This is a genomic window from Niveispirillum sp. SYP-B3756, from assembly GCF_009495745.1.
GTDB lineage: Bacteria > Pseudomonadota > Alphaproteobacteria > Azospirillales > Azospirillaceae > Niveispirillum.
In genome coordinates this window covers 1-25,415 of record NZ_WIDQ01000018.1, presented here as the reverse complement: position 1 = coordinate 25,415, position 25,415 = coordinate 1, and the positions used below count along the sequence as shown (strand labels likewise).

Genomic DNA, 25,415 nt, shown 5'->3' with positions numbered 1-25,415 from the left:
GCGGGGAGGGTTTGGCATAAATTGGTATTATTATTTGACGGTAAGAACATTCGTCATTTCCGCCTTTTTGTCCAGAATGGACTTCCTGGTAGGCTGACGATCGCATTATATTACGAAAATCGTCGAGAGTTTAGTGTTTTTTTTGAAAATATTTCAAGAAATACTCTCTGTATACTGTAATATGCGGCGATTAAATTATATTAAAATCTCCCCCGATTAATTATTTAAAATAGCCGAATATAATTTATAAAAATTTCTTGAAATGTGCAATTTTATCTCAATAAAAACTCATAATGCATTTTTAATGAGCAAATTATTCATGATTTTGTTTTGCATTAAAGAATGATGCTTGATGATTGTGCATTTCGGTATCGGCAGTCTTCACGGGGCGGAGATTCATCCTGGGTTTTCATTTAATTAATTTGAATTAAGAATTCGACGTTTTGAAATGTTATATAGTGGGCTTGACGAACCATACCAATTGCTGACATGAAGGAATGGACGACGAGAAACGAAAATAAGTCACCAGCCGTCGAACATCACCTCAGCATCATACTTAACAGGCAGGGGTTACGGGATGAGCAACTCAGTTCGTGGGAATGTCGCGGCGCTTCGCCGCAAGAAGCTGTCCTTGCTGTGCGGCACCTGCATCGGCCTGGTGGCCCTTGCCGCCCCGGCATTGGCGCAATCCTCTCCAACAGAGGAAGCGGGCTCGCTTGACGAGATCGTGGTAACCGGTTTCCGTGGATCGATTTACGCGGCCATGGAGTCCAAGCGCCTGGACTCCCGCGTTACCGACGGTATCTCGGCGGAAGATCTGGGCAAGTTCCCCAGCGAGAATATCACGGAAGCGATCCAGCGCATTTCCGGCGTGCAGATGTCTAACGTCAATGGACGTGGGGCGACGATCAGCATTCGTGGTTTGGGTCCGCAATATGCGTTGACCACCATCAATGGACAGGTCTTCAAGAGTGCCGATTTCACCGACGGCTTCCGTTACGATATTATTCAGACCGAGCTGGCCAGCTCCATCCAGGTCATCAAATCGCCGACGGCGGACATGGATGCCGGCGGCCTGTCCGGCACGGTGAATATTGATACGACCAAGCCGCTGGATTACAAGGCGCCGGAATTTGTCGCTTCCGTCAAAGGTCAGAATTCCGAATTTGCCGGCGGCAAGATCACGCCGAAGGTCGGTGTCAGCTATGTCGATCAGCTGTTGAACGATACGCTCGGCGTTTACCTGAATGTCGGCTATCAGAAGCTGGACGACCGCGCCGATTATTTCTGGATGGATCGCTGGACCACCCAGTCGATCGACGGGTCGACGGTCACGGTGCCGCGCCGGCCGCGCTATCGCCGCATCGACCGCGAGACGGAACGCAAGCAGGCCAGCGGCGGACTGCAATGGCGCCCCACCGATTCTATCGAGATCAATGCCTCGGCCATTTTCGCGCGCGACAATACGGATTACGACGTCAACCAGCAGGTTTTCCTGTTCAATACGGCGCGCCTGAAGGTCAACAAGGTGGCCAACGGCACGGCGGTCAACACCACCGCGACCAACTTCACGATGGAAAATAACCGTCAGGAGGAAGAACGCAATCTGACCAGCCAGGGCTATACCCTGTCGGGCACATGGACCGGTGATGATGGCTGGGTCGCCAAGACGGCGGTGAACTATACCCAGGGCAAGGCCTATCTGCGTGAAGCGGCGGCCATTCTGGGCATCAATATCCCCAGTGCCACCATCGATATTGCCGATCCGGATGCCATTGGCTACACGGTCAGCACCGATTTGGCCAATGCTGGGCTATATGCCCCCAACCTGCTGAACCGCAACGAATATCCCAACGGCGCCACCCGCCGGATGAAGTCCAGCGAGCTGTCTGAACAGGTCGATCTGTCCAAGGAAGTGACGTTCGGTCCGATCAGCAAGCTGAGCGTCGGTGCCAAGAACCGGCACGAAACTTTTGATCGGTACATCACGCGTCATGACATGATCGCGCTGTCCAACGCCCCGGCGCCCGGCAGCAACATTTTCCCGTCCATGCCCGGCAATTATTATTCGGTCGGCGATTTCCTGGATGGGCGGTTCGACATTCCGCATGGCTGGGTCGGTCCCAGCCCGTCCGCCTATGACAAGGCGCTGGCGGCGGCCGGCATTGTGGTTCCGGAAATCTTCGCCCCGGAATCCAGCTACAAGGTGGACCGCTATATGCCGTCCGCCTATGCGATGGCCAGCATCGACACCATGCTGGCCGACATGAAGGTGACGGGCAATCTTGGCCTGCGCTATGAATATACCCGCCAGAAGGTGAAGGGTAATGTCACCGGCCCGCGGACCGATGGTTACGAGGAGGTTCAGCAGGATATTGGCGACTATATCCAGTCGCAGCATTACGATAACTGGCTGCCCAGCTTCAACCTGTCTGTGGAGCCGGTGGATAAGCTGATGGTGCGCTTCGCCGCCGCCAAGGTGCTGGTCCGTCCGATCCTGGATTCCAACAGCTCCCTGGCGCAGACCACCTCGCGCACCACCAATTCCCAGAACACCAAGACCGATATTGTGACGGTCAATCTGGGGCAGGCCGGCCTGAAGCCGCTGACGGCCAACCAGATTGATCTGGGGGTGGAGTGGTATTACAGCCGCACCGGTGCCTTCTCCATCAACGGTTTCCAGAAATGGATCAAGAACGGCACCTATTCGGCGCTGGTCTGCCCGGGTTCCTTTGCCGGCACGCCGCTGACCAACAATGGCAATGATTGCGTGGATGCCGCCGGTAATATCTACGACATCACGCAGACGTTGAACGACCCCTCCACCATCAAGCTGAAAGGCTTTGAGGTGAGCTGGAACCAGTCGTTCGACGATTACCTGCCGGTGGATGGGTTTGGCATCATCGGCAACTTCACCAAGGTCTATCCGCAGAAGGTGAAGATTGGTACCGGCTATACCGTGCGCAACCTGTCCAAGACCTCCTGGAATGTCACGCCCTATTGGGAAAATGACAGTTTCAGCGTGCGCGTGGCCATCAACCACCGCAGCGGCTATGACCAGAACAGCGCCGACAGCTTCTTCGCCCGCGAAGGCCATACGGTGAAGGCCCGCACCCAGGTGGATCTCAGTGCCGGCTATACGTTCGATGATCATCTCAGCTTCAGCGTGGGTGTCATCAACCTGAACGAAAGCAGCGAAGAGGCCTACTACAACGATCCTTCCGTCTGGCAGGAAAGCAGCTTCTATGGCCGCAGCTTCTACGCGGCGGCGACCTGGAAGATGTAATCGCCATTGGCAGCATCCCGGTGTGCCAAGCCCATTGGGATGCTGCCAGCTTTTGATTGCCGCAAGCGCTGCGGCATCCGCGGTTGCGGGCTCAGCACTTCAACGGATGGATGACAGACATTGGCGATTTCAGCATTGGCCAACCTTTCCACCCGCTCCTTCTGCCTGATGTCGGCCGCGCTTTGGCTGATCACCAGCGGCGGTCTGCCGGCACCGGTGGCCGCGAAACCGACGCAGAAAACCGCCATACCGGCTGAGGCAACAGCAGAGGCGCAGGCCGTGCTGGGGCGGCTGGGTGTCGATACAAGCCTGATCGACCTGTCCTTGAAGAAGCTGGACAAGCCCTATTTCCGCGTGCGCACCGATAAGGGGCATCTCTCGGTGGAAGGCGATTCCGCTGTGGCGCTGGTGCATGGGGCCGTCCGCTATCTGGGGCGCCAGGGGGCGCTGGCGGTCAGTTGGGAAGGCAATCGTCGCCAGACGGTGGCCTTCGCGCCCGGCTATGACAGCGGGGACGTCACATCCCCGTTCGGCCTGCGCACCTATCTCAATCCCTGCACCTTTGGTTACACCAGCGTCTGGTGGGATTGGGCCCGCTGGGAGCAGGAAATTGACTGGATGGCCGCCCATGGCATTGATACGCCGCTGGCCATGGAGGGGCAGGAATATGTCTGGCGCGCCCTGTGGCGGGAAGAGGGGCTGAGCGATACGGCGATTGCTGATGGCTTCTCCGCCGCCCCCTTCCTGCCCTGGCAGCGCATGGGCAATATCGCCGGCTACCGCGCGCCCCTGTCCACCGGCTGGATCGACAAGAAGCACACCCTGCAAAAGCGCATCCTGGAACGGATGCGCGCCCTGGGTATGAAGCCGATCCTGCCCGCCTTTGCCGGCTATGTGCCCAAGGCCTTTGCCGAGCGCCACCCGGAGGCCCGGATCTATCAGATGCGGGAATGGGAAGGTTTCCCCGGCACCTATTGGCTGGACCCGTCCGATCCGCTGTTCGCCCGCATCGCCAAGCGGTTCATTGCGCTTTACAATGAAACCTATGGGCCGGGGCAATATTACCTGCTGGATGCCTTCAATGAGATGGTGCCCCCCATCGCGGAGGATGGCAGCGACGCCCGCCAGGCCACCTATGGCGATTCCACCGCCAACACCCCCGCCACGCGTGCTGCTGCCCTGCCGGCAGAGGTGCGCAGTGCCCGGCTGGCCGCCTATGGGGAGCGGCTTTACCGCTCGGTGACGGAGGCCGCACCCGGTGCCACCTGGGTGATGCAGGGCTGGCTGTTCGGGGCCGACAAGCATTTCTGGACGCCCGATGCCATCGCCGCCTTCCTGTCCAAGGTGCCGGATGAAAGGATGCTGATCCTGGATATCGGCAATGATCGCTATCCCGGCATCTGGCAATCCAGCAACGCCTTTGACGGCAAGCACTGGATCTATGGCTATGTCCATAATTATGGCGGCAGCAACCCGGTCTATGGCGACCTGTCCTTCTACCGCACCGATATGGAAGCGGTGCTGCGCCATCCGGGGCGCGGGTCGCTGGCCGGCTTTGGCATGTTCCCGGAAGGGCTGCATAATAACGGCATCGTCTATGATTACGCCTATGATCTGGCCTGGGGAGAGTTGGCGGGCAAAACCGGCGCGCCGCCGGTGGAAAGCTGGCTGTCCGACCGGTTGCGCGCCCGCTATGGCACGGTGACGCCGGCCTTGCTGGATGGCTGGAACAAGGTGATTGCCGGGGCCTTCAGCACGCGGTACTGGACGCCGCGCTGGTGGGAAAAGCGCGCCGGGGCCTATCTGTTCTTCAAACGGCCGACCCTGGCCGGGTCTGATTATCCGGCCCCGCCGGGCGATGCCGCCCAATTGCGCGCCGGGATCGATGCGCTGCTGGCCCAGGCGTCCGGGCTGGGGGCGGAGCCGCTTTACCTCTATGACCTGATCGATCTGACCGGCCATTATGCCAGCTTGAAGCTGGACGAGGCGTTGAAGCAGGCCATCGCCGCCTATAAGGCCGGCGATCTGGCGGCCGGTGATCGCGCTGCCGCACGGGTGGAGGCGCTGGCCCGCCAGATTGACGGCCTGCTGGGCAACCAGCAGGAAACACTGGGAAGCTGGATCGAAGACGCCCGCGCCTATGGCGACACGCCGGCGGAGAAGCAGCATTTTGCCCAGGATGCCAAGGCCATTGTCACCCTGTGGGGCGGCACGGGGAACCTGTCGGACTATGCCTCGCGCGCCTGGCAGGGGCTTTATGCCGGCTATTACCTGCCGCGCTGGCAGCGCTTCCTGAACGCCGCCCGACAGGCGGCCGTGGCGGGCAAGCCGTTGGATGAAGCGGCGGTGAAGGCCGATATCAAGGCCTGGGAGCAAGGCTGGCTCAGCGATGAGAACCTATGGCCGCGCCAGCGGCCGGCATCGCCCCTGGCCGCCCTGCGCACGCTGCTGGCAGAGGTGGACCGGCCATGAGCGTGATCAGCACAGCCGCGCCCAAGCGTTTCATCGCCCTGGATGTGTTTCGCGGCGCCACCATCTTTCTGATGATCCTGGTGAATACGGCCGGGGCCGGGGCCCCGCCCTTTGCGCAGCTGGTCCATGCGAAATGGATCGGCTTCACCCTGGCCGATCTGGTTTTCCCCACCTTCCTGTTCGCCATGGGCAACGCGATGAGTTTCGCGCTGCGCAAGCCGCTGCCGACCGGCGCTTATGTAAAGGGCCTGTGCCGGCGGGCGGCCATCATCTTCCTGCTTGGCTTCCTGATGTACTGGTTCCCGTTTGTGGCGCACGGGGAGGCGGGATGGGCCTTCCTGCCCTTTGATCACACCCGGATACCGGGGGTGCTGCAGCGGCTGGCGCTTTGCTATCTGCTGGCGGGATTGCTGGTGCGCTGGCTGGGCGTGCGGCAGATCGTGCTGGCCTGTATCGTGCTGCTGCTGGGCTATTGGGGGATTCTGCTGGCCTTCAGCGAGCCGGGTCTGGCCTATGATAAATACGCCAATATCGGTACCAAGATCGATCTCTGGCTGATCGGGCCGGCGCATCTTTACAAGAAGGATAATGGCTTCGATCCGGAAGGGCTGCTGGGCACCCTGCCGGCGACGGTGAATGTGCTGGCCGGCTATCTGGCCGGTATGGCCATCCTGCGCGGCGCATCGCTGGCCCGCACGGTTCGGCTGATGGCGGTGGCCGGGGTAGGGCTGGTGCTGGCCGGGCTGGCTTGGGCACCTTGGTTCCCGATTGCCAAGAAGTTGTGGACCGGTTCCTTCGTGCTGCTGACGACGGGGCTGGACCTGATCCTGCTGGCGGGGCTGATCGCCCTGGTGGAACTGGCGGGCCGCCAGCGTGGTACGTCCTTTTTCACCATCCTGGGGCGTAACCCGCTGGCGGTCTATCTGTTTTCCGAACTGTTCGTGATTGTGCTGGAGATGGTGCGCATCGGCCCGCAAGGCGGCATTTATCACTGGATCGGCGTCACCCTGTTCCAGCCCCTGGTGCCGGGGCCGGTGGGATCGCTGCTCTGCGCCTTCGCCTATACGATGGTCTGCTGGGCGGTGGCCTGGGGAATGGACCGCAGGGGATTGATCCTGAAGGCCTGATTCCCCAGGCACATTGAATAAGCGCCGGTATTATTCCTCCGCGTGCGGTAGCACGAAGGAGAGGGTGGCCAGATGTTCATCATGGTCCACCAGCTTGGGCTCTGCCGGGCTGGCGGTATAGGTGGCGGCTATGACGTTCAGGCCTTGGTTGCGGATGGTCACCGTTACCACGCCATCGGCATCAGTCTTCTGCGGTTCCTGATCGGGATCGGTGACCAGATCGCGCTGCACCGACACACCGGCCTGCGGTTTGCCCTGGAACAGCACGCGTAGCTTCAGGGGCTTGCCCATCTCCGTGGGGATGGCTTCCAGCGGCACCAGTTGCAGCGTGTGGCCGGGCAGGGCCGGCATCGGCTTGGTGGGCTGGCCGGTCAGATGCACGGCATATTTATAGGTATGTTCGGCCCGCACGGCGTCCGGCACCTTGTCCCGCCCGGCATTGTGCCATTTGCCGTCGGGCGCCTTGGTCCAGTTGCCATTATCCATCACAGCGGCCAGGGCCACCGTCGACCCCTTGGCTTCCGCCAGCACAATGGGGCCGGCGGCGCGCAGGGCGGTGTCCACCGGCTGCCAGCTGGCATCATAGCCGCTGGCGGCTTTGATCAGGGGTAGCCGCTTCACCATGTCCAGATCATCGGCACCGATACCATAGATCAATGCCGTCTGCTTGGCGCGCTGGGCGAACCAGATGCCATGGGCGTCGGCGGGAATGGTGGCGGCAAATCCCGCCAGGGCGGCCAATGTCAGGGCGCTGCGCATCCGTTTTTTCATGTCCCGATCCTGCTGCTTGGGTTTCATCTCGGGCGGGATTGGAACTTCCCGCCGGCGCCAACATCTGTTGGCTTGGCTTCACGCGGCACCCCGTTGCGATGAGGTCACCTCATCGCAACGGGGTATGAGAGCTTACCCCAAGCAGGCGCATCTGCGCCGGGAAGCGGCGGGCGGTAACAGCATTTTCCGCTGAAAGCAGGCCGCTGACAGTGGATTATCACCCTGCCGTCAGAAACCCGCGTACATGGTTCAAGAACAGGTCCAGCTGATCATGATGGGGCCAGTGGCCGGCATCGGGGATGGTGATATTGCTGGCCGTTTGGAACAGATCCAGCACGCCATTTTGCGTCGGATCCTCCAGCCAACTGTCGCTGCCCCGGATCAGTTGCGTGGGACAGGCCACCGCCGACCAGACGTCGCGCAGATCATCCAGCCCGATACGGGCCGGATAGGCGGCGCGGACATAATTGTCGAACTTCCAGCTGAAGCTGCCATCCTCGTTCTGGTGTGCACCATGGATGGTCAGATGTTCGGCCTGGGCCGGGGTCAGGCGGGTATTTTCCGCCTGCATCCGGGCTGTCGCCTCTGCCAGACTGGCATATTTGCGCGGCGGGCGGGCCGCCAACTTATGGACCGTGTCCACATAATCCCGCATCCGACTGGCATAGCTGGAGGGCCCCTGCAAGGACTGCCATTGCCAGGTGCCTTCCACCACCACCAGCTTTTCCACCAGTTCCGGATAGAGGCCGGCCAGCAACAGGCTGGCGGCACCGCCGAAGGAATGGCCGACGACATGCACCTTGGGGCGGGTGCGCTGGCGCAGCAACTGCACCAGATCGGCCACCACATCGCTGAGCGTATAACCGCAGCCGGGTGCCCAGGCGCTGTCGCCATGGCCGCGCAGGTCGGGCGCCAGGACGTGGTAATCGGCGGCCAGCTCCTGTGCGGCCCAATCCCAACTGCGGCAATGGTCACGCCCGCCATGCACCAGCAGCAGCGTCGGCCGGTCGGGCCGGCCCCATTCCACATAATGCAACCGCAGCCGGTTGGCGAAATAGAAGCGGGAAACAGGGGTGGTCATGGCGGTCGCTCCCTTGGGACAGTGCAGGCGGGTCAGGGTTGCTTGTTGTCGAACATTCCCATGGCATAGGCCACATGCAGGGCCAGCGGTGCCATCCAGGCCACCAGCGGGATGTAGAACCAGACCGTTTCCGGCGTCAGCAGGAAATTGACCGGCACCAGCACCACGGCCGTGGCCATATAGGCCAGTATATGGTTGATCAGGGCACTGCGCCGCTGGCGGCTGCGCTGGGCATCCGCCGCATTGGCCTGCGGGTCCGGGTGCATCAATCCCTCCATCATCATTCTTTCCATTGCCATTGCTTGTACCGGATCGCCCGCCGGGGCTAGAAAGGAAAAGTTCCAGCGGATGGTCACCGGGGTTTGATGATGGATCTGAACGCGATTTTCGCCGATGCCGTGGCGCGGCAGAACCAGGGTGACTGGCCCGGGGCGGAGGCGCTTTATCGCAAGATCGACAAGAAGCAGCCGGGGCTGGCCCCTGTCTGCTGGAATCTGGGTGTTGTGCTGAAGGCGCAAGGCCGCTGGGCCGACGCGCTGGATGCCTTTCAGCGCACTGGCAAGGCTGACCCGAAATATCGTGGCCTGCATTTCAATATCGGCTTGTGCCAGCAAAAACTGGGCAAGATGGAGGCGGCGGCGGCCAGCTTCGCCCGCGCGGTAGAGGCGGAACCGGAAGACCCGGTGGGCCGCTTCAACCTGGCCGCCGCCTGTCGTGATCTGGAACGGTTCGAGGAAGCGGTACTCCAGGTGGAACGCGCCCTGGAACTGAAGCCTGATTTCCTGGATGCCGAATTGCTGCGCACCAAGCTGCGCACCCGCATGTTGTCACTCTGGCATGTGCCGATGGTGAATGATGCGCCGCGCAACGATGCCTATGAGGCGGCGATCAAGGCCCAGGTGCGGCCGGGCGATCTGGTGCTGGAGATCGGCACCGGCTCCGGCCTGCTGGCCATGATGGCGGCGCGTGCCGGGGCTCAGGTCATCACCTGCGAGGCGGTACCGTGGATCGCCGATGCCGCCCGCCGCATTATCGCCCAGAACGGTCTGTCCGACCGCATCACCGTGGTGAACAAGCTGTCCACCGCCCTGCAGGTGGGGGTTGATCTGCCGCGGCCGGCCGATGTGCTGTTATCGGAAATCATTGCCAGCGACTTCCTGTCCGAACGGGTCATCCCGGCGGTGATCGATGCCAAGGCGCGGCTGTTGCAGCCCGATGCCCGCATCCTGCCACAGCAGGGCGGGGTGCGGGTGGCGCTGGCCGGTGGGGCGTTGCTGGAAAAGCATCTTTATACCGGGGTCACCAACGGGTTCGATCTCAGTGGTTTCAACCGGCTGTTCCCGCGCGCGGCGCGGTATGATGCAAGGCTGGTGCAGCCGGAGGCATTGTCGGAAAGCCTCGATCCGTTCCGGTTTGATTTCACAGCCGACACGCTGCCCATGCAGGGGCGGGTGCAGTTTGACCTGACGGCCGGCACTGCCGGCCGCTGTGCCGCCCTGGTGCAGTGGATCTGGCTGGATTTCGGCCAGGGCATCACGTTTGAGAACAGCCCCTTCCGCGACAGCCCGGCCAGCGGCTGGCAGCCGGGCTTCTTCCTGCCGCCCGCCCCCTTTGCCGTGGAGGTGGGCGACCCTGTGCCGGTGGCTGCCATGCATGACGGGGTGAATGTCTGGTTTTCCCTGCAGGTCTGAGGGCGGCAGCGCTCAGACCGCGACCTCAATCGCCATTCCGTGTGCCTGGGCGGCATCACGGATGGCGGCGGGGGGCTGGGTGTCGGTATAGAGCGCCTTCACCTCAGCGAAGTCCGCCACCTGGATGAAGCCAGGCTTGGTGAATTTCGTCGAATCAGCCAGCACGACGACCCGGCGGGAGCGGTCCAGGATGGCGCGCTTGAACGTTGCTTCGTCGGAATCGAAATCCAGAAAGCCGCAGGCCGCATCAATCGCCCCCATCGACAGGACGGTGATATCCGGCACGAAGCGCCGGCAAAAGGCGATGGCTTCCGGCCCGAAGGCGGCATGGTAATCCGGCTTGATCGGGCCTCCGGCCACAAACAGGCGCTGGCCGGGCCGGCCCAGCACCTCATGCGCCACTTCCATACTGTTGGTGATGATGGTCAGGTCGCGGAAACCGGCCAGTGCCCGCGCCAGCCAGAGGCAGGTGGTGCCGGAATCCAGCAGAAGGGTCATCCCCTCCGTCACCATGCGGGCGGCGTGCTGGGCGATACGCTGTTTGGCGTCTGATTGTTCGCGCAGGCGGATGCGATAGGGGGCTTCCAGCTCGCTGCTGGGGATGGAGACACCGCCATGGGTCTTCTGCACCCGTCCCGTCCGCTCCAACTGGCGGATGTCGCGCCGGATCGTCTCCTCCGACACGTCGAAATGCACCGCCAGTTCGGCAACGGAGCAATGGCCCCGTTCCTCCAGCAGTTTCATCAGGGAGGTGAGCCGCGCGACCTGGATGGGCCGCGCGCCGCTCTTGCTGTCCAGCGTGTCGATCTCAGTCATTGGCACATGATACCCACATTGATCCGGGCGATAAAGTCACAAAATCTCACAAATAACCACACGAATCTCACAATCTGTCACACAGCTGTCATCAGGCACGGTTAGTGTTCGCGCCGTCTCGCAGTTGCAGCACTGCGATCTTGGGGGAAAGGGAATAGAACGATGTTACGGAGCAAAACGGCCCTGCTGTCATTTCTGGCAGTCACCACCGCCCTGATGCCGTTGATGGCCATGGCGCAGGAAAATAATGGTTCTGAAACCCTGGAAGAGATTGTCGTTTACGGCTTCGTCCAGTCGCTGTCCAAGGCGCGGGAAGAGAAGCGCAAGGCCAATATCGTCAAAGATGTCATCGTGGCTGAGGATATGGCCAAGTTCCCGGAGCTGAATCTGGCGGAAAGCCTGCAGCGCCTGCCGGGCGTCGCCATCAACCGCGAGGCGGGGGAGGGGCGCCGCATCACCCTGCGCGGCCTGGGGCCGGATTTCACCCGCGTGCAGTTGAACGGCATGGAAGTGCTGGGCAATGTGGATTCGGCCATGGATAGCCGGGGCCAGCGTTCGCGCGACCGGGCCTTTGACTTCAATATCTTCGCCTCCGAACTCTTCTCCAAGGTGGAAGTGGAGAAGACCTTCCAGGCGGCGCAGAATGAAGGCGGCATGGCCGGCACCGTCGGCCTGTTTACCGGCAAGCCCTTTGATTACAAGGATGGCGCCACCGGTGCGGTGACGGCCAAGATCGGCACCAACTCCTATACCGAGGATACGCAGCCCCGCGTGGCGGCGATGATCAGCCAGAATTGGGGCGACCGGTTCGGGGTGCTGCTGTCCGCCGCCTATTCGGAGCGCACGACCCAGGAACAGGGCTACAATACCTATTCGCCCAGCCAGCTTTCGGCCAGCCAGTTGAAGGGCTATGTCGCCAAGGGGCTGGATATTTCCACCCTCAGTGCGGCGCAGCAGCAGAAATTCCTTTCCGGCGAGCTGGTCTTTGCCTCCGGCAACCGTCTGTCGGTGTGGGATGCAAAGCAGGAGCGGCTGGGCCTGACGGCTGCCGCGCAATGGCGCCCCAGCGACGAGCTTCTGTTCACGCTGGATGGGCTGCATGGTGAGTTCACCACCCGCCGCGATGAATATCATCTGGCGACCCGCCCCGCCTCCACCTCCGGCTCGGTGGCGTTCGATGTCGGCTCCAAGATCAAGGCGATCAGTTGGGACAGCAGCAATTTCGTCAATGATATTGATGTCGAAAACCTGACCTATGCCAGCGAGCATCGCCGCTCCCGCAACGAGAACGAATTCAACCAGATCGCCCTGACCGGCGAATGGGAACCCAATGACCGTTTCAAGCTGGATGGCCATGTCGGCTATGAGAAATCCAGCTACACCACGCCTTATGACGACAAGCTGTATCTGCAGGCCAAGGGCGGGATGCGCACCCGCTATGATGCCGACGGGACCGGTGCGACCAATTTTTATAATTGGAACACGACGGACATGTCCCGCTACAGCTTCAAGGAATTCTATTTCCGGGAATTCTGGAATGAGACCAGCCTGAAGGAAGGCGTGCTGAACGGCCGCTATACGCTGACCGACGGGCTGACCCTGCGTGGCGGTCTGGCCTATCACCGCTACACCTCATCCGGGTCGGAAACCTATAATGACGGGAAGTTCCGGCAATATTCCGGCACGCCGGTCACATCCTATGGCGATGTCTATGACGGCAATAACAAGCAGTCCTGGATCGCCGGCGATTATGACAAGGCCTTTGCCCAATATAACGCCTTCCATACGGTCCAGGGTGCCACGGATATCGAGAACACCTACCGCGTGACGGAAGAAACCAAGGCTGGCTATGGCCAGTTGGATTGGGATCAGCCGCTGGGGGATATGCGTCTGCGCGGTAATATCGGTGTACGCGGCTATTTCACCGATACCAACAGCACCGGCAATATCAATAACAGCAGCGACACGCCGCTGGGCAGCAACAAGAACAAGTCCGATTATTCCGGTGTGCTGCCGGCGCTGAACATGGCGCTGGAGGTGACGCCGGACTTCCTGGTGCGGTTCGCCGCCACCCAGAATATCAACCGCCCTTCCATCTCTTCCATGTCGGCGGCCGGTACGCTGACCCAGACGGATGGCCGTTACACGGTCAGTGTCGGCAATCCCAACCTGAAGCCCTATAAGGACACGTCTTTCGATCTGGCCGGCGAATGGTATTTCAGCACCATTGGCATGGTGTCGCTGGGCGTCTTTAACAAGGATATCAAGAACCTGATCTCCACGGAGACGCTGTATAACGTGCCCTACAGTGCCACCGGCCTGCCGGCCACGCTGATGGCCGGCGTCACCCCCAACACGGTGGTGGCCGAATATTCTCGCCCGGTGAACCTGGATGATGCCCGCATCACCGGGCTGGAAGTGGCGGCCCAGACCGATTTCGCCTTCCTGCCGGCACCGTTCGACAAGCTGGGCGTTCTGGCCAACCTGACGCTGATCGACAGCAACAGCAAGATCAAGGGCCTGAAGGGCCCGATCACCGGCCTGTCGAAGACCAACGCCAATGGCACGCTCTATTACGAAACGGAGGAATGGGGGGTGCGCGTTTCCGCCAATTACCGTTCCTCTTATCTGCGCAGCCGCTATGACGGGTCCAACCCGGCCAGCGAGGATGGTTTTGACGGCAGCGTCTATATGGATGCTGCTGCCTTCGTCGCCCTGACGCCCAGCATCCGGCTGACGCTGGATGCCATCAACATCACCAATGAAAAGGAAGTGCAGTACAACAGCATCTATCACCGCCTGCATAATGTGACGCAGAGCGGGACTACAGTGTTTGCAGGCGTCAGCCTGGATTTCTGATCCTGTTGCGGGGCGGCGGGGTGCCGCCGCCCCGTTTTTATGTGTGATCCCAATAAAGGTGAGAGTGATGGCGACCCTGCATGATCGGCGCAGCTTCCTTCGGGGCCTGATGGCCAGCGGCGGTGCGGCCAGCACCCTGATGCCTTCCATCGTGCGGGCCGCTTCCATTGGGCCGGACCGGCGTAGCGGCAGCATCCGCGATGTGCAGCATGTTGTCATCCTGACGCAGGAAAACCGCGCCTTTGACCATTATTTCGGGTCGATGAACGGGGTGCAGGGCTTTGGCGACCGTTTCGCCATTCCGGCCCCGCCGTTGCCCGAGGCGCCCGACCGCACCGTCTTTGTGCAGCCGGCGGAACAGGACAAGCCCGGTCCCCGCCTGCTGGCCCCGTTCCGGCTGGATACCCAACAGGATTTCCGCCTGATCCGCCCACTGGGCACGCCGCACGGCTTCCCCGACAGCCAGGCCGCCTGGGATAATGGCCGCATGGCGGACTGGCCGCGTTACAAGCATAACCACGCGCTGGCCCATTTCACCCGTGCCGACATTCCGTTTCAATATGCGCTGGCCGAGGCGTTCACCCTGTGCGACGCCTATCATTGTGCCCTGCATCTCAGCACCAATCCCAACCGGCTTTATATCTGGACCGGCACGCATGATCCGCAGGCCAAGGCCAATGGGCCGGCCATCGATAATGGCTATGACGGGTTTGAGGATCCGCGTGGCCATGGCGGCTATGCCTGGACCACCTATCCGGAGCGGTTGCTGGCGGCTGGGGTCAGCTTCCAGATCTATCAGGACATGTCGGATAATTTCAGCGACAATCCGCTGGTCGGCTTCAAGGCCTATCGCGCGGCACGCGGCGCGACGGTGGGGCCGGCGGCAGAACTGGCCCGCCGCACGCTGACCAGCCGCACCCTGGATGATTTGCGCCAGGATGTGCTGTCGGGCAAACTGCCCCAGGTTTCCTGGGTTGTGGCACCCGCCGTCTATTCCGAACATCCCAGCGTTTCCACGCCCTTGCAGGGGGCCGAATATACTGCCCGCGTGCTGGATGCGCTGACCGCCAACCCGGATGTCTGGTCACGTACCGTGCTGCTGATCAATTTTGATGAGAATGACGGGCTGTTCGACCATGTGCCGCCGCCCGCCCCGCCGGCCCGCGATCCGGCTGACCCGGCCCGGCTGCTGGGTGGTTCCACGGTGGAGGTGGGGGATGAATATCACCGCCATTCGCAGGGGGAGAAGGACGCGCCCTATCTCCACAGGCCCTATGGGCTGGGACCGCGCGTGCCGATGTATGTCGTCTCGCCCTGGAGCACCGGCGGCTATGTGGCACCGGAGGTGTTCGACCATACCAGCGTCATCCGCTTTCTGGAGACGCGGTTCGGCGTGATGGAGCCGAATATCAGTGCCTGGCGGCGGGCTGTCTGCGGCGATCTCACCTCCTGCTTCGATTTCGCCCGCCGGGACAGCCGGCCCTTCCCGGCCAAGCTGCCGCCCACCCGCGCCCTGTCGGACCGGGCGGCCGGGTTGAAAGAGGTGGACCCACCGCTGCCCGCGGCACTGATCGCCCCCAGCCAGGAAACCGGCCCCCGCCGCCGCCGCGCCACCCCCTATCGCCTGGATGTGGCGCTGGGGACGGGGCTGCGGTTCCTGAATGAAGGGCAGGCGCGGGCGGCCGTTTTCCATCTCTATAGGCTGGGCCAGTTGGATCAGGCGCCCGCCCGTTACACCGTAGGGGCGGGGGCAGCGCTGGAGGCGGTGCTGGAGCCAGGGCGCGACCTGTTCATTGTCGGCCCCAATGGCTTCCACCGGCGCTTGACCGGCTGGAATGGGGTTTTCGGGGCGGCCTTTGAACAGGGGCGCGGCCGTCAGGCGCTGCTGCGGGTGAGGAACCCGGGTGCGGCCGGGCTGACGCTGACCCTGGCCGACCTTGCCTATGGCCAGGGTCAGCGGCAGGTGAAAGTGCCGGCGGGTGGGGAGACCAGCCTGCCGCTGGATTTCGCCGGCAGCCATGGCTGGTACGATCTGCTGCTCTCTGCCGCGGGCCAATCCTGGCGCATGGCCGGCCATCTGGAGGATGGATCGGAATCCTTCTCCGACCCGGCCACCCTGGCGGCGGCCCCGTTGCGGGTGACGGGGCTTTAGCCCCATCAGAAGCGCGGCTTGCCGTTGCTCCTGGCGGAATGAAAAAACCCCCGGCATCTGGGTGATGCCGGGGGTTTTCAACGACAGCGATTTTACGCCTTGCCGGGTTCGGCCGGCGCTTCAACGGCGGGCGGCTCGCCATCCGTCATCGTCTTGCGCAGCCGATGTTCGCCCAGATAGAGCAGGATCGGGGCTGCGATGAAGATGGAGGACGAGGTTGCCAGCAGCACGCCGAACAGCAGTGCCCAGGCAAATTCCCGCAAGGCCTCACCGCCGAACAGGGCCAGCGGTAGGATCGACAGGAACAGGGCGATATTGGTGTTGATCGTGCGGCTCATCGTTTCATTGATGGACCGGTCGATCAACTCCCGCAGCGGCATCTTGCGATAAAGCCGCAGATTCTCACGCACACGGTCATAGACCACGACCTTGTCATTGATGGAGAAGCCCATGATGGCCAGCATGGCGGCGATGGCCGTCAGGTTGAACTGCATCCCCGTCAGGGCGTAGAAGCCGATGGTCTTGGTCACGTCCAGCATCATGGTCACCACGGCACCGACGCCGAACTGCCATTCGAAGCGGATGGTGATGTAGAACAGCATGGCCAGGGCGGCCAGCCCCAGGGCCAGCATCCCGTCATGGAACAGCTCACCGGAGACAGAGGCGCCCACGGCTTCCACGCGGCGCACCTCGGTACCCGGCACATGCTGGTTCAGCGCGTCCGTCACGGCCTTGATGGCGGCCTGCTGGTTGGCTTCGGCGCCTTCCTGGCGTTCCAGGCGCAGGATGACATCGCGGTCGGTGCCGAAGGATTGCAGGGCCACCGGCCCGACATTCACGCCCTCCATCACCTCACGCAGCTTGGCGAAATCAGCCGGCTGTTCGGTGCGGATTTCCATCACGATACCGCCGGCAAAATCGATGCCGTAATTCAGGCCGGGCTTGAAGAACATGAAGATGGACAGGGTGGACAGCACCACCGACGTCGCCAGACCGACATGGCGGCCCTTCATGAAGGAGATGTTGAGCCCGACCGTCTTCAGCTTGATCAGACCGAAAACCGGGATGCTCTTGGGCCGGCGGCGCTTGTACCAGATGGCCGTCAGCAGGCGCGCCACCAGGGTGGCGGTGAACATGGAGGTGATGATGCCCAGCGAGGTGGTGACGGCAAAACCCTTCACCGCACCGGTGCCCACAATATAGAGCAGCACCATCTTGATCAGCGTGGTCAGGTTACTGTCGGTGATGGTGGCAAAGGCCTTGGTGTAGCCCGCCTCCAGCGCCGACAGCGGCGTCTTGCCCTTGCGCAGCTCTTCCTTGATACGCTCATTGATCAGGATGTTGGCATCCACCGACATGCCAAGCGTCAGCACGATACCGGCAATGCCTGGCAGGGTCAGTGTCGCCTGCAGCATGGCCAGGCAGGCCAGCGTCAGGAACAGGTTAAAGATCAAGGCGATATTGGCAAAAATGCCGAACATGCCATAGGTCAGCCACATATAGCCGACCACCAGCACCACCCCGACGATGCAGGAGATCAGGCCGGCCTTGATGCTGTCCGCCCCCAGTTCGGGCCCGATGGAGCGTTCCTCCACCACGGTCAGCGGGGCGGGCAGGGCGCCAGCGCGCAGCAGCACGGCCAGTTCGGTGGCCGACTGGGCGTTGAAATTGCCGCTGATCTGGCCACGGCCACCGACGATCGGCTCCCGGATCACCGGGGCGGAGATCACTTTGCCATCCAGCACGATGGCGAACGGCTTGTTCACATTGTTGCGGGTAGTATCGGCGAAGCGGCGGGCCCCCACCTGATCAAAGGCGAAAGAGACCACCCACTGGCCGGTCTTGGGATCGGGGGAGGGCTGGGCGTCGGTCAGGGTGGAACCATCCACCTCCACCTTCTTGCGCACCAGCATCCGGCCCTCGCCGGCGGCACGGTCGCTGTTGGGCAGCCAGTCATAGCCGGGCGGGGCGGCGGAACCCGGCGCCACCGTGCCATCACCCACCAGATGGAAGGTCATCTTGGCGGTCTGGCCCAGCAGGCGCTTGATGCGGCCCGGATCGGTCACACCCGGCAACTGCACCAGCACGCGGGCTGCACCCTGGCGGGCCACGATCGGCTCGTTCACGCCGGTTTCATCGATACGACGGCGGACGATTTCCAGCGACTGTTCCACCGCCTTGCTGACCCGCTTGGCCAGGGCCTGCTGGCCAAAGGTGAGGCGGACCCGCCCGGTTTCCTGGGTGATGGTGAAATCACCCTGTTCGCCCGGCAGGGTGCCGATGGTCATCGGCTTCAGCAGGTCGGCAGCGCGGGCGGCATCATTGGCATCAACCAGCCGCACCAGGATGCCATCGCCATCCACAGCCACGCCGCCAATCCGCAGGTCGCCGGTGCGCAGCAGGCCGCGCGCCTCATCAGTGGCACTTTCCAGCCGTTCGCGCTTCACCGCCTCGGCATCGACCTCCAGCAGCAGATAGGAGCCGCCCTGCAGATCAAGACCCAGGTTGAAATGCCGCACCGGCAGCCAAGAAGGTATATTTCCCGGCCCGATCAGGCTGGGAACAGAAAGCAGAACGCCCAGAAGGCAGATCCCGAGGATCAATGCCGTTCGGAGCTTGGAGAAATTCAACATCGGCTTTTATCCCGACAAAGGGGGGATTGCCGCGATACCGCATAGGGGGCCGAACCGGTGGTCCGGTCCCTTGCGGTGATCGCTTGGGGGAGTGATCAGGGAATTCAGGTGAGGGCCGGTGGGGCGCGTGGGCGGCTGCCCCCGGCCATCCGCCGACGATGCGCCTGGCTTTCCGGCATCTGGGCGCGTCGCGCCGTTCCGCTGATGGTCAGCAGGCCCCAGCCATCCGGTATCAGGCCGGCAGCATGGCCGTCCGCCTGGGCCAGTGCCTTGCCATCCAGCCGGCTCAGCGCCTGCAGAATGGTGGGCTGTGCCGGGGCGGTGAGGATGGCGGCACAGCCGGTACGATCCCCATGGTGACAGACATTGCCGGCATTCTCCGCCGGTTGGCGTGCCGCCGCCGCCCCGCCCATGGCGCCCGCCAGCAGCAGCAGTGCCGCCGCCAGCCAATATCGCCAATGGGAAAGGGGAGCCCGCACTGCCATCATCCTGCCATGAAACCAGCGTGCAGCATTACGCCCAGTATCGGCGCGTGGCAAGGCAGATACCGGGGTGCGGCCCGCGATGCCGGCCGGTGGCGTCCTGCATTCGCCGCATGGGTGCCGTTATTATACCGAGCTTGCTGATAATAAGCAGGCTTATAATATGTAAGCCATGACAAACGAACCCATACCCCTCTCCCTGGGCTCCCTGTTGGGGGAGACGACGCGCCTGATGTGGCGTCGTTTCGACCAACATGCCCGTGCCGCCGGCTCCACCCGGGCGCAATGGTTCGCCATGTTCAAGATCGCCCAAGGGGAAGGTCTGAAGCAGGCAGAACTGGCCGAGTTGTTGGAGATTGAGCCGATCACCCTGACCCGCACCATCGATCGCATGGTCGAAGGGGGGTGGGTGGAGCGCCGGGCGGACCCGGGCGACCGGCGTGCCCGGCTGCTGTTCCTCACCAATAAGGCGCGTGATGCGGTAGCGCAGATGCGCCTTATCGCCAACGCGATCTTCGATGAGGCGCTGACAGGCTTCAGCCCGGCGGAGCGGGAGACGTTGCTGGCGCTGCTGATACGGGTTCGCGGCAATCTATCCAATACAGTGCCGGGTTCCCCGGTCGAGGAAGGCAAGAAATGAGTGATGACAGCACCAAGGTTTCCCGCATGGGTCGCGCGCGCCGCTTGGGTCTGATGCTCTCCCTGCCGCTGCTGCTGGGGGCGGGGGGGCTGTATGTCTGGGCCACCGGCGGGCGTTATATCGACACCGACAATGCCTATGTGCAGCAGGATATGATTTCCGTCGCGGCGGAAGTCTCCGGCCGCATTGCCGAGGTGAAGGTGGCGGAGAATGCGCATGTGAAGCGCGGCGATCTGCTGTTCCGTATTGACCCGGAACCCTATCGCATCGCTTTGGCCCAGGCCGATGCCACGATCGCCGCTTCCCGCCTGCAGGTGGAACAAATGCGTGCCGCCTATTCGCAGGAAAAGGCAGCCTTGCAGGAGGCGGAACAGACGCTGGATTACCGCCGGCGGGAATTTGACCGTCAGTCCAAGCTGGCCACCAGCGGCTATGCAGCCCAGTCCCGGCTGGATGAGGTGCGCAACGATCTGCGGATGGCCGAACAGGGGGTCGCCAAGACCCGGCAGGGTGTGGCCGCTGCCCTGGCAGCGCTGGGCGGTGACCCGGCGATCGAAACGGACAAGCACCCCTCGGTGATGCTGGCCCTGGCCGCGCGGGAACGGGCGGCCCTGGACCTGTCACGCACCAGCGTCATGGCCCCGGCCGATGGGGTCGTCAGCCAGACCGACCGGCTGCATGTCGGCCAGTTCATGCCGCTGGGCCTGTCCGCCCTCAGCCTGGTGGAGACCGGCCGCACCTATATTGAGGCCAATTACAAGGAAACTGACCTGACCCACATGATCCCCGGCCAGACGGCAACGGTGCGGCTGGATGCCTATCCCGACCGTACGCTGACGGCGCGGGTGGAAAGCATCGGGGCAGGGACCGGTTCGGAATTCTCCCTGATCCCGGCGCAGAACGCGACCGGCAACTGGGTGAAAGTGGTGCAGCGCGTGCCGGTGCGGCTGGTGCTGGACAAGGCGGCGGATGTGCCCCTGCGCGCCGGCCTTTCGGTCAATGTGGCTGTCGATACCGGCTACAGCCGTGGCCTGCCCGGTCTGGCCACCGCACGGGCGGCGGGAAAGTGAATCCTGGCGGACCGGTAATCATTTCTTTTCCGTAATGAAATGGAGAAGCCATCATGTCGGCTTCGAAACAATCGGTTGAGGTGAAGCATCGCGGGCTGATCACCCTGTCGATCATGCTCGCCACTGTCATGCAGGTGCTGGATACCACCATCGCCAATGTCGCTTTGCCGTCCATGCAGGGTAGCTTGGGCGCGGCACAGGACAGCATCACCTGGGTGCTGACCTCCTATATCGTCGCGGCTGCCATCATGACGCCGGTGACCGGCTGGCTGGCCGACCGGGTGGGGCTGAAGACCCTGTTCATCACCTCTGTCGGTGGTTTCGTCCTGTTCTCCATGCTGTGTGGCATTGCCACCAGCCTGGAAGAGATGGTGGCTTTTCGCCTGCTGCAGGGTGTGTTCGGCGCTCCGCTGGTGCCGCTGTCCCAGACGGTGCTGTTGAACATCAACCCCAAGGAACGCCATGGTCAGGCGATGGCCCTTTGGGGGACTGGCATCATGGTCGGCCCCATCATCGGGCCGACGCTGGGCGGTTACCTGACGGAGATGCTGGACTGGCGGTGGGTTTTCTACATCAACCTGCCGATCGGTATTGTGGCCTTCGTCGGGATGCTGATCTGGCTGCCCCGTTCGACCACCCGGCCCCGTGGCTTCGATTTCCTTGGCTTCGCCCTGCTCAGTCTCGCCGTGGGCGGTCTGCAGATGATGCTGGACCGTGGCGAACAGTTGGACTGGTTCGCTTCCACCGAAATCTGGCTGGAAGCGGCCTTGGCACTCAGCGCCTTCTGGGCTTTCGTCATCCATATCCTGACGGCGGAAAAGCCCTTTATCGAACCACGTATCTTGCGGGATCGGAATCTGGCGGTGGGGCTGGTGCTGATCTTCGTGGTGGGCGTGATCGTGCTGGCGGCCATGGCATTATTGCCGCCCTTGCTGCAACGATTGATGGGCTATCCCACCATCACCACCGGTCTGGTCATCGCGCCACGTGGGGTGGGGGTGATGGTCAGCATGATTGCCGTCGGCCGTCTGGTGCAGCGTGTTGATGCACGGCTGATGATCCTGGCCGGGTTGGCGTTGACCGCTTGGTCGCTGCATCTGATGACGGAATATACCATTGTCATGGGCATGGGGCCGATCATCACCAGCGGCATCATTCAGGGGCTGGGGCTGGGTTTGATCTTCGTTCCGCTTTCCACCCTGGCCTTTGCCACCTTGGCCCCGCAGGATCGCACGGATGCCGCCAGCCTGTTCAGCCTGCTGCGCAATCTGGGCAGCAGTGTCGGGGTTTCGGCTGTTACCAGCCTGCTGGCCCAAAATACCCAGATCAACCATGCCGAACTGGGCGCCTTCATCAACCCGTTCCGCGTACAGCTTGATCCCTATCTGGCCCTGCTTGGGACAATCTCGCCCGCAAAGGGGCTGGCGATGGTTGATGCCATGGTCAACCAGCAGGCGGCGATGATTGCCTATCTCAATGATTTCAAGCTGATGATGTTGGTGACGCTGGGCATTGCCCCCCTATTGCTGCTGCTTCGGAAACCCGCCCGGCGCGCAGCGGCCGGGGATGATCATCCGGCAGTGATGGAGTAATCATCCTGCCGGTGGCGGGTGTGTTTGGGCAATAACCGGTAAGGATTGCATGTCTGGCATCCCCTGTTTTGCCCTGTCCGCTGCTTGCGGGCGGGGCATCTGCGCCTTATTGCCAAGGGCAGCCCGCCGCCATTCGGGCGGCGGCACCGGTATCAAGAGGATTCCACGACCGTGAGCATCGTCCGTCTTCAGCCCGGCCGCCGCATGAGCGAAGCAGCCATCCATAACGGCACCGTTTATCTGGCCGGTCAGGTCGCCGCCGACAATAGTGCCGACATCAAGGGCCAGACCGCCCAGGTGCTGGCCCAGATCGATGCCCTGCTGGCCGCCGCCGGCAGCTCCAAGTCGCGCATCCTTTCCACCACCATCTACCTGTCCAGCATCGGCAATTTCGCCGCCATGAACGAGGTGTGGGACGCCTGGGTTGACCAGTCCAACCCGCCGGCCCGCGCCACGGTGGAGGCCCGCCTGGCCGCCCCCGGCTATCTGGTGGAAATCGTCTGCGTCGCGGCCCAGGGCTGATCCCGGCCCCCGGCTGCGTGAGGGGGTGAGTCATCACCCCCCACTTTCGGCCCCGCCCCTCTCGCCGCACTGGCGGTGGCGGGGCCGACGCGCTATGTGATGCGCCATATCATGGCGGCCCGGCCCGCCACCCCCAAAAGCCCCGGATTGGTGAGCAACCATGCCTGATGATCTTTCGCCCCAGAGCTTCAGCCTGTTCCCGCTTGGCGAGGACAAGACCCCCTATCGCAAGCTGACCGCCGATTATGTCTCGGTTAGCGAGTTTGAGGGCGAAAGCATCCTCAAGGTGGAGCCGGAGGGGATGCGCCTGTTGGCCGAGCAGGCCTTCATCGACATCAACCACCTGCTGCGTCCCGGCCATCTGGCCCAGTTGGCCAAGATCCTGGATGACAAGGAGGCCTCGGCCAACGACCGTTTCGTGGCGCTCGACCTGCTGAAGAATGCCTCCATCGCCGCCGGTGGCGTGCTGCCCATGTGCCAGGATACTGGCACCGCCATAGTCATGGGCAAAAAGGGTCGCCGTGTCTGGACCAAGGGTGCCGACGATCTGGCGCTGGCCGATGGCATCCGCGATGCTTATCTGAAGCGGAACCTGCGTTACAGCCAGGTGGCCCCGCTCTCCATGTATGAGGAGAAGAACACCCGCACCAACCTGCCCGGCCAGATCGAGATCTATGCCGAGGGAGAGGATGCCTATAAGTTCTTCTTCATGGCCAAGGGGGGCGGTTCCGCCAACAAGACTTTCCTGTTCCAGGCCACGCCGTCCGTGCTGGCGCCCGACCGGCTGATCCCCTTCATTGAAGAGAAGATGGCCTCGCTGGGCACCTCGGCCTGTCCGCCCTACCATCTGTCGGTGGTGATCGGCGGCCTGTCGGCGGAACTGAACCTGAAGACGGTGAAGCTGGCCTCGGCCCGCTATTATGATGGTCTGCCGACGCAAGGGTCGGAAAGCGGCCACGCTTATCGCGATCTGGAGATGGAGCAGGCTTTGTTCGCCGCCTCCCAGAAGCTGGGTATCGGCGCGCAGTTTGGTGGCAAATATTTCTGCCATGATGTGCGGGTGATCCGCCTGCCGCGCCATGGTGCCTCGCTGCCGATCGGTATTGGCGTGTCCTGCTCGGCCGACCGTCAGGCCTTGGGCAAGATCACCAAGGACGGTATCTATCTGGAACAGTTGGAAACCGATCCCGCCCGCTTCCTGCCGGAAGTGGATGCCTCCTCCCTCTCTGACGAGGTGGTGAAGATCGATCTGACCAAGCCGATGGCGGAGATCAGGGCGACACTGACCCAGTACCCGATCCGCACCCGCGTCTCGCTGACCGGCCCGCTGATCGTGGCGCGCGACAGCGCCCATGCCAAGCTGCGCGCGGCCCTGGATGCGGGCCAGCCACTGCCGGACTATTTCAAGAACCACCCGATCTATTATGCCGGCCCGGCCAAGACGCCGGAAGGTTACGCCTCGGGCTCCTTCGGCCCAACGACGGCTGGCCGCATGGACAGCTTTGTCGACCAATTCCAGGAAGCTGGCGGCTCCTTCGTCATGTTGGCCAAAGGCAACCGCTCGCCGGCGGTGAAGAATGCCTGCCAGAAGCATGGCGGCTTCTATCTGGGCTCCATTGGTGGCGCTGCCGCTCGCCTAGCCCAGGACTGCATCAAGAAAGTTGAATGCATTGCCTTTCCCGAACTGGGGATGGAAGCCATCTGGCGTATCGAGGTGGAGGATTTCCCCGCCTTCATCATCACCGACGATAAGGGCAACGATTTCTTCGAAGCGACGAAGTAAGATCAGCCTCAGGCAAAAGCCCCGATCACCCGGTCGGGGCTTTTTTGCATTTTTGTGAAAATAGCCCTTGCATGGGCTACTGCTGGCGCCTATATACCCACTCCCACCTCGAACGAGCCGAATGGTTTAGACGATGGTGGGGATGGAGATAGCCTGAAAGCCCAACTCCAAATGGTTCTTGGGTTTCGGCCCAGACAAGTGGAATGATCTATCGTGCTGTTGGGTGAGGTGTTCGCCAGACTTTGTTCTGGTGGGTATTTTGCTTGATGGTCCGTTGACCGGATTGGTTCTGTACTTTTTGTAGCGCAGTTGCGCTGCGGAGAAAAAAGTTCAGAACGGTGAAAAAAACGGTTGACGGGTTGGTTGGAGGTGTTTAGAAAGCGCTCCACCAACGACGGCGGCGCCGCTGCCGACGATGGATTTGCAGTCTCTGAGCTG

At 62.2% G+C, this 25,415-nt stretch carries 17 protein-coding genes; 11 read left to right on the top strand and 6 right to left on the bottom strand.

Annotated elements, in window-relative coordinates:
- Nucleotides 1-577: 577 nt before the first annotated feature.
- From GE253_RS22210 to GE253_RS22200, 3 genes are all read left to right on the top strand, one after another.
- The gene (locus GE253_RS22210) at nucleotides 578-3,286 is read left to right on the top strand and encodes a TonB-dependent receptor (RefSeq protein WP_153206332.1); all 2,709 of its coding nucleotides are present in this window, start codon (nucleotides 578-580) and stop codon (nucleotides 3,284-3,286) included.
- A gap of 120 nt (nucleotides 3,287-3,406) precedes the next feature.
- Nucleotides 3,407-5,758 carry an alpha-N-acetylglucosaminidase gene (locus tag GE253_RS22205; RefSeq protein WP_211101548.1) on the top strand — a complete coding sequence of 784 codons (2,352 nt, stop codon included), beginning with the start codon at nucleotides 3,407-3,409 and terminating at the stop codon, nucleotides 5,756-5,758.
- Entirely contained in the window at nucleotides 5,755-6,885 is a 1,131-nt protein-coding gene (locus tag GE253_RS22200) for a DUF5009 domain-containing protein (protein WP_153206331.1), read from the top strand. Before GE253_RS22205 ends, GE253_RS22200 begins: the two co-directional genes overlap by 4 nt.
- 30 nt (nucleotides 6,886-6,915) lie before the next feature.
- Here GE253_RS22200 and GE253_RS22195 read toward each other — a convergent pair whose 3' ends face one another.
- From GE253_RS22195 to GE253_RS22185, 3 genes are all read right to left on the bottom strand, one after another.
- Nucleotides 6,916-7,656, bottom strand: a complete 741-nt coding sequence (locus GE253_RS22195; RefSeq protein ID WP_211101547.1) for a DUF4198 domain-containing protein — start codon at nucleotides 7,654-7,656, stop codon at nucleotides 6,916-6,918.
- A 217-nt stretch (nucleotides 7,657-7,873) separates the two neighbouring features.
- Complete coding sequence (locus GE253_RS22190) at nucleotides 7,874-8,737, bottom strand: alpha/beta hydrolase (protein WP_153206330.1); 864 nt, start codon at nucleotides 8,735-8,737, stop codon at nucleotides 7,874-7,876.
- Between the two features lie 32 nt (nucleotides 8,738-8,769).
- On the bottom strand, nucleotides 8,770-9,021 hold the full coding sequence (locus GE253_RS22185; RefSeq protein ID WP_173012774.1) for a 2TM domain-containing protein: 252 nt from the start codon (nucleotides 9,019-9,021) through the stop codon (nucleotides 8,770-8,772).
- A gap of 81 nt (nucleotides 9,022-9,102) precedes the next feature.
- On the opposite strand from GE253_RS22185, the gene GE253_RS22180 reads away from it, so the two are divergent.
- Complete coding sequence (locus tag GE253_RS22180) at nucleotides 9,103-10,428, top strand: tetratricopeptide repeat protein (RefSeq protein WP_153206328.1); 1,326 nt, start codon at nucleotides 9,103-9,105, stop codon at nucleotides 10,426-10,428.
- A 12-nt stretch (nucleotides 10,429-10,440) separates the two neighbouring features.
- Here the strand turns inward: GE253_RS22180 and GE253_RS22175 are convergent, their stop codons facing one another.
- Nucleotides 10,441-11,244, bottom strand: coding sequence for a DeoR/GlpR family DNA-binding transcription regulator (locus GE253_RS22175; protein ID WP_153206327.1), 804 nt, complete (start codon nucleotides 11,242-11,244; stop codon nucleotides 10,441-10,443).
- Between the two features lie 162 nt (nucleotides 11,245-11,406).
- Between GE253_RS22175 and GE253_RS22170 the strand changes: the two genes are divergently transcribed.
- Nucleotides 11,407-14,103 (top strand): TonB-dependent receptor, encoded by a 2,697-nt coding sequence (locus GE253_RS22170; RefSeq protein WP_153206326.1) that lies wholly within the window; start codon nucleotides 11,407-11,409, stop codon nucleotides 14,101-14,103.
- Nucleotides 14,104-14,170: 67 nt separating this feature from the next.
- A complete protein-coding gene (locus GE253_RS22165) occupies nucleotides 14,171-16,255 on the top strand; it encodes a phospholipase C, phosphocholine-specific (RefSeq protein ID WP_153206325.1) in 2,085 nt (694 codons plus the stop codon).
- 92 nt (nucleotides 16,256-16,347) lie between these two features.
- On the opposite strand, the gene secD is transcribed toward GE253_RS22165, so the two are convergent.
- Together secD and GE253_RS22155 are read right to left on the bottom strand one after the other, a co-directional pair.
- Entirely contained in the window at nucleotides 16,348-18,888 is a 2,541-nt protein-coding gene (secD, locus tag GE253_RS22160) for a protein translocase subunit SecD (RefSeq protein WP_153206324.1), read from the bottom strand.
- Nucleotides 18,889-18,992: 104 nt separating this feature from the next.
- A complete protein-coding gene (locus GE253_RS22155) occupies nucleotides 18,993-19,367 on the bottom strand; it encodes a hypothetical protein (protein ID WP_153206323.1) in 375 nt (124 codons plus the stop codon).
- Nucleotides 19,368-19,542: 175 nt separating this feature from the next.
- Between GE253_RS22155 and GE253_RS22150 the strand changes: the two genes are divergently transcribed.
- From GE253_RS22150 to GE253_RS22130, 5 genes are all read left to right on the top strand, one after another.
- Nucleotides 19,543-20,010 (top strand): MarR family transcriptional regulator, encoded by a 468-nt coding sequence (locus GE253_RS22150; RefSeq protein ID WP_153206322.1) that lies wholly within the window; start codon nucleotides 19,543-19,545, stop codon nucleotides 20,008-20,010.
- On the top strand, nucleotides 20,007-21,080 hold the full coding sequence (locus GE253_RS22145; RefSeq protein ID WP_153206321.1) for an HlyD family secretion protein: 1,074 nt from the start codon (nucleotides 20,007-20,009) through the stop codon (nucleotides 21,078-21,080). The genes GE253_RS22150 and GE253_RS22145 overlap by 4 nt, the downstream gene beginning before the upstream one ends.
- Nucleotides 21,081-21,133: 53 nt before the next feature.
- Entirely contained in the window at nucleotides 21,134-22,672 is a 1,539-nt protein-coding gene (locus tag GE253_RS22140; RefSeq protein ID WP_153206320.1) for a DHA2 family efflux MFS transporter permease subunit, read from the top strand.
- Between the two features lie 171 nt (nucleotides 22,673-22,843).
- Nucleotides 22,844-23,194: a RidA family protein gene (locus GE253_RS22135; protein ID WP_089289584.1), complete on the top strand. Its 351-nt coding sequence runs from the start codon at nucleotides 22,844-22,846 to the stop codon at nucleotides 23,192-23,194.
- A 160-nt stretch (nucleotides 23,195-23,354) separates the two neighbouring features.
- Nucleotides 23,355-24,977 (top strand): fumarate hydratase, encoded by a 1,623-nt coding sequence (locus GE253_RS22130; RefSeq protein WP_153206319.1) that lies wholly within the window; start codon nucleotides 23,355-23,357, stop codon nucleotides 24,975-24,977.
- The last annotated feature ends 438 nt before the right edge of the window (nucleotides 24,978-25,415 follow it).

What these genes read in the sequence shown, in the direction of transcription:
- GE253_RS22165 (WP_153206325.1), top strand. Translation starts at nt 14,171, where the DNA reads ATGGCGACCCTGCATGATCGGCGCAGCTTCCTTCGGGGCCTGATGGCC.
- GE253_RS22175 (WP_153206327.1), bottom strand. Translation starts at nt 11,244, where the DNA reads ATGACTGAGATCGACACGCTGGACAGCAAGAGCGGCGCGCGGCCCATC.
- GE253_RS22140 (WP_153206320.1), top strand. Translation starts at nt 21,134, where the DNA reads ATGTCGGCTTCGAAACAATCGGTTGAGGTGAAGCATCGCGGGCTGATC.
- GE253_RS22145 (WP_153206321.1), top strand. Translation starts at nt 20,007, where the DNA reads ATGAGTGATGACAGCACCAAGGTTTCCCGCATGGGTCGCGCGCGCCGC.
- GE253_RS22195 (WP_211101547.1), bottom strand. Translation starts at nt 7,656, where the DNA reads ATGAAAAAACGGATGCGCAGCGCCCTGACATTGGCCGCCCTGGCGGGA.
- GE253_RS22190 (WP_153206330.1), bottom strand. Translation starts at nt 8,737, where the DNA reads ATGACCACCCCTGTTTCCCGCTTCTATTTCGCCAACCGGCTGCGGTTG.
- secD (WP_153206324.1), bottom strand. Translation starts at nt 18,888, where the DNA reads ATGTTGAATTTCTCCAAGCTCCGAACGGCATTGATCCTCGGGATCTGC.
- GE253_RS22185 (WP_173012774.1), bottom strand. Translation starts at nt 9,021, where the DNA reads ATGATGATGGAGGGATTGATGCACCCGGACCCGCAGGCCAATGCGGCG.
- GE253_RS22150 (WP_153206322.1), top strand. Translation starts at nt 19,543, where the DNA reads ATGACAAACGAACCCATACCCCTCTCCCTGGGCTCCCTGTTGGGGGAG.
- GE253_RS22170 (WP_153206326.1), top strand. Translation starts at nt 11,407, where the DNA reads ATGTTACGGAGCAAAACGGCCCTGCTGTCATTTCTGGCAGTCACCACC.
- GE253_RS22200 (WP_153206331.1), top strand. Translation starts at nt 5,755, where the DNA reads ATGAGCGTGATCAGCACAGCCGCGCCCAAGCGTTTCATCGCCCTGGAT.
- GE253_RS22210 (WP_153206332.1), top strand. Translation starts at nt 578, where the DNA reads ATGAGCAACTCAGTTCGTGGGAATGTCGCGGCGCTTCGCCGCAAGAAG.
- GE253_RS22130 (WP_153206319.1), top strand. Translation starts at nt 23,355, where the DNA reads ATGCCTGATGATCTTTCGCCCCAGAGCTTCAGCCTGTTCCCGCTTGGC.
- GE253_RS22180 (WP_153206328.1), top strand. Translation starts at nt 9,103, where the DNA reads ATGATGGATCTGAACGCGATTTTCGCCGATGCCGTGGCGCGGCAGAAC.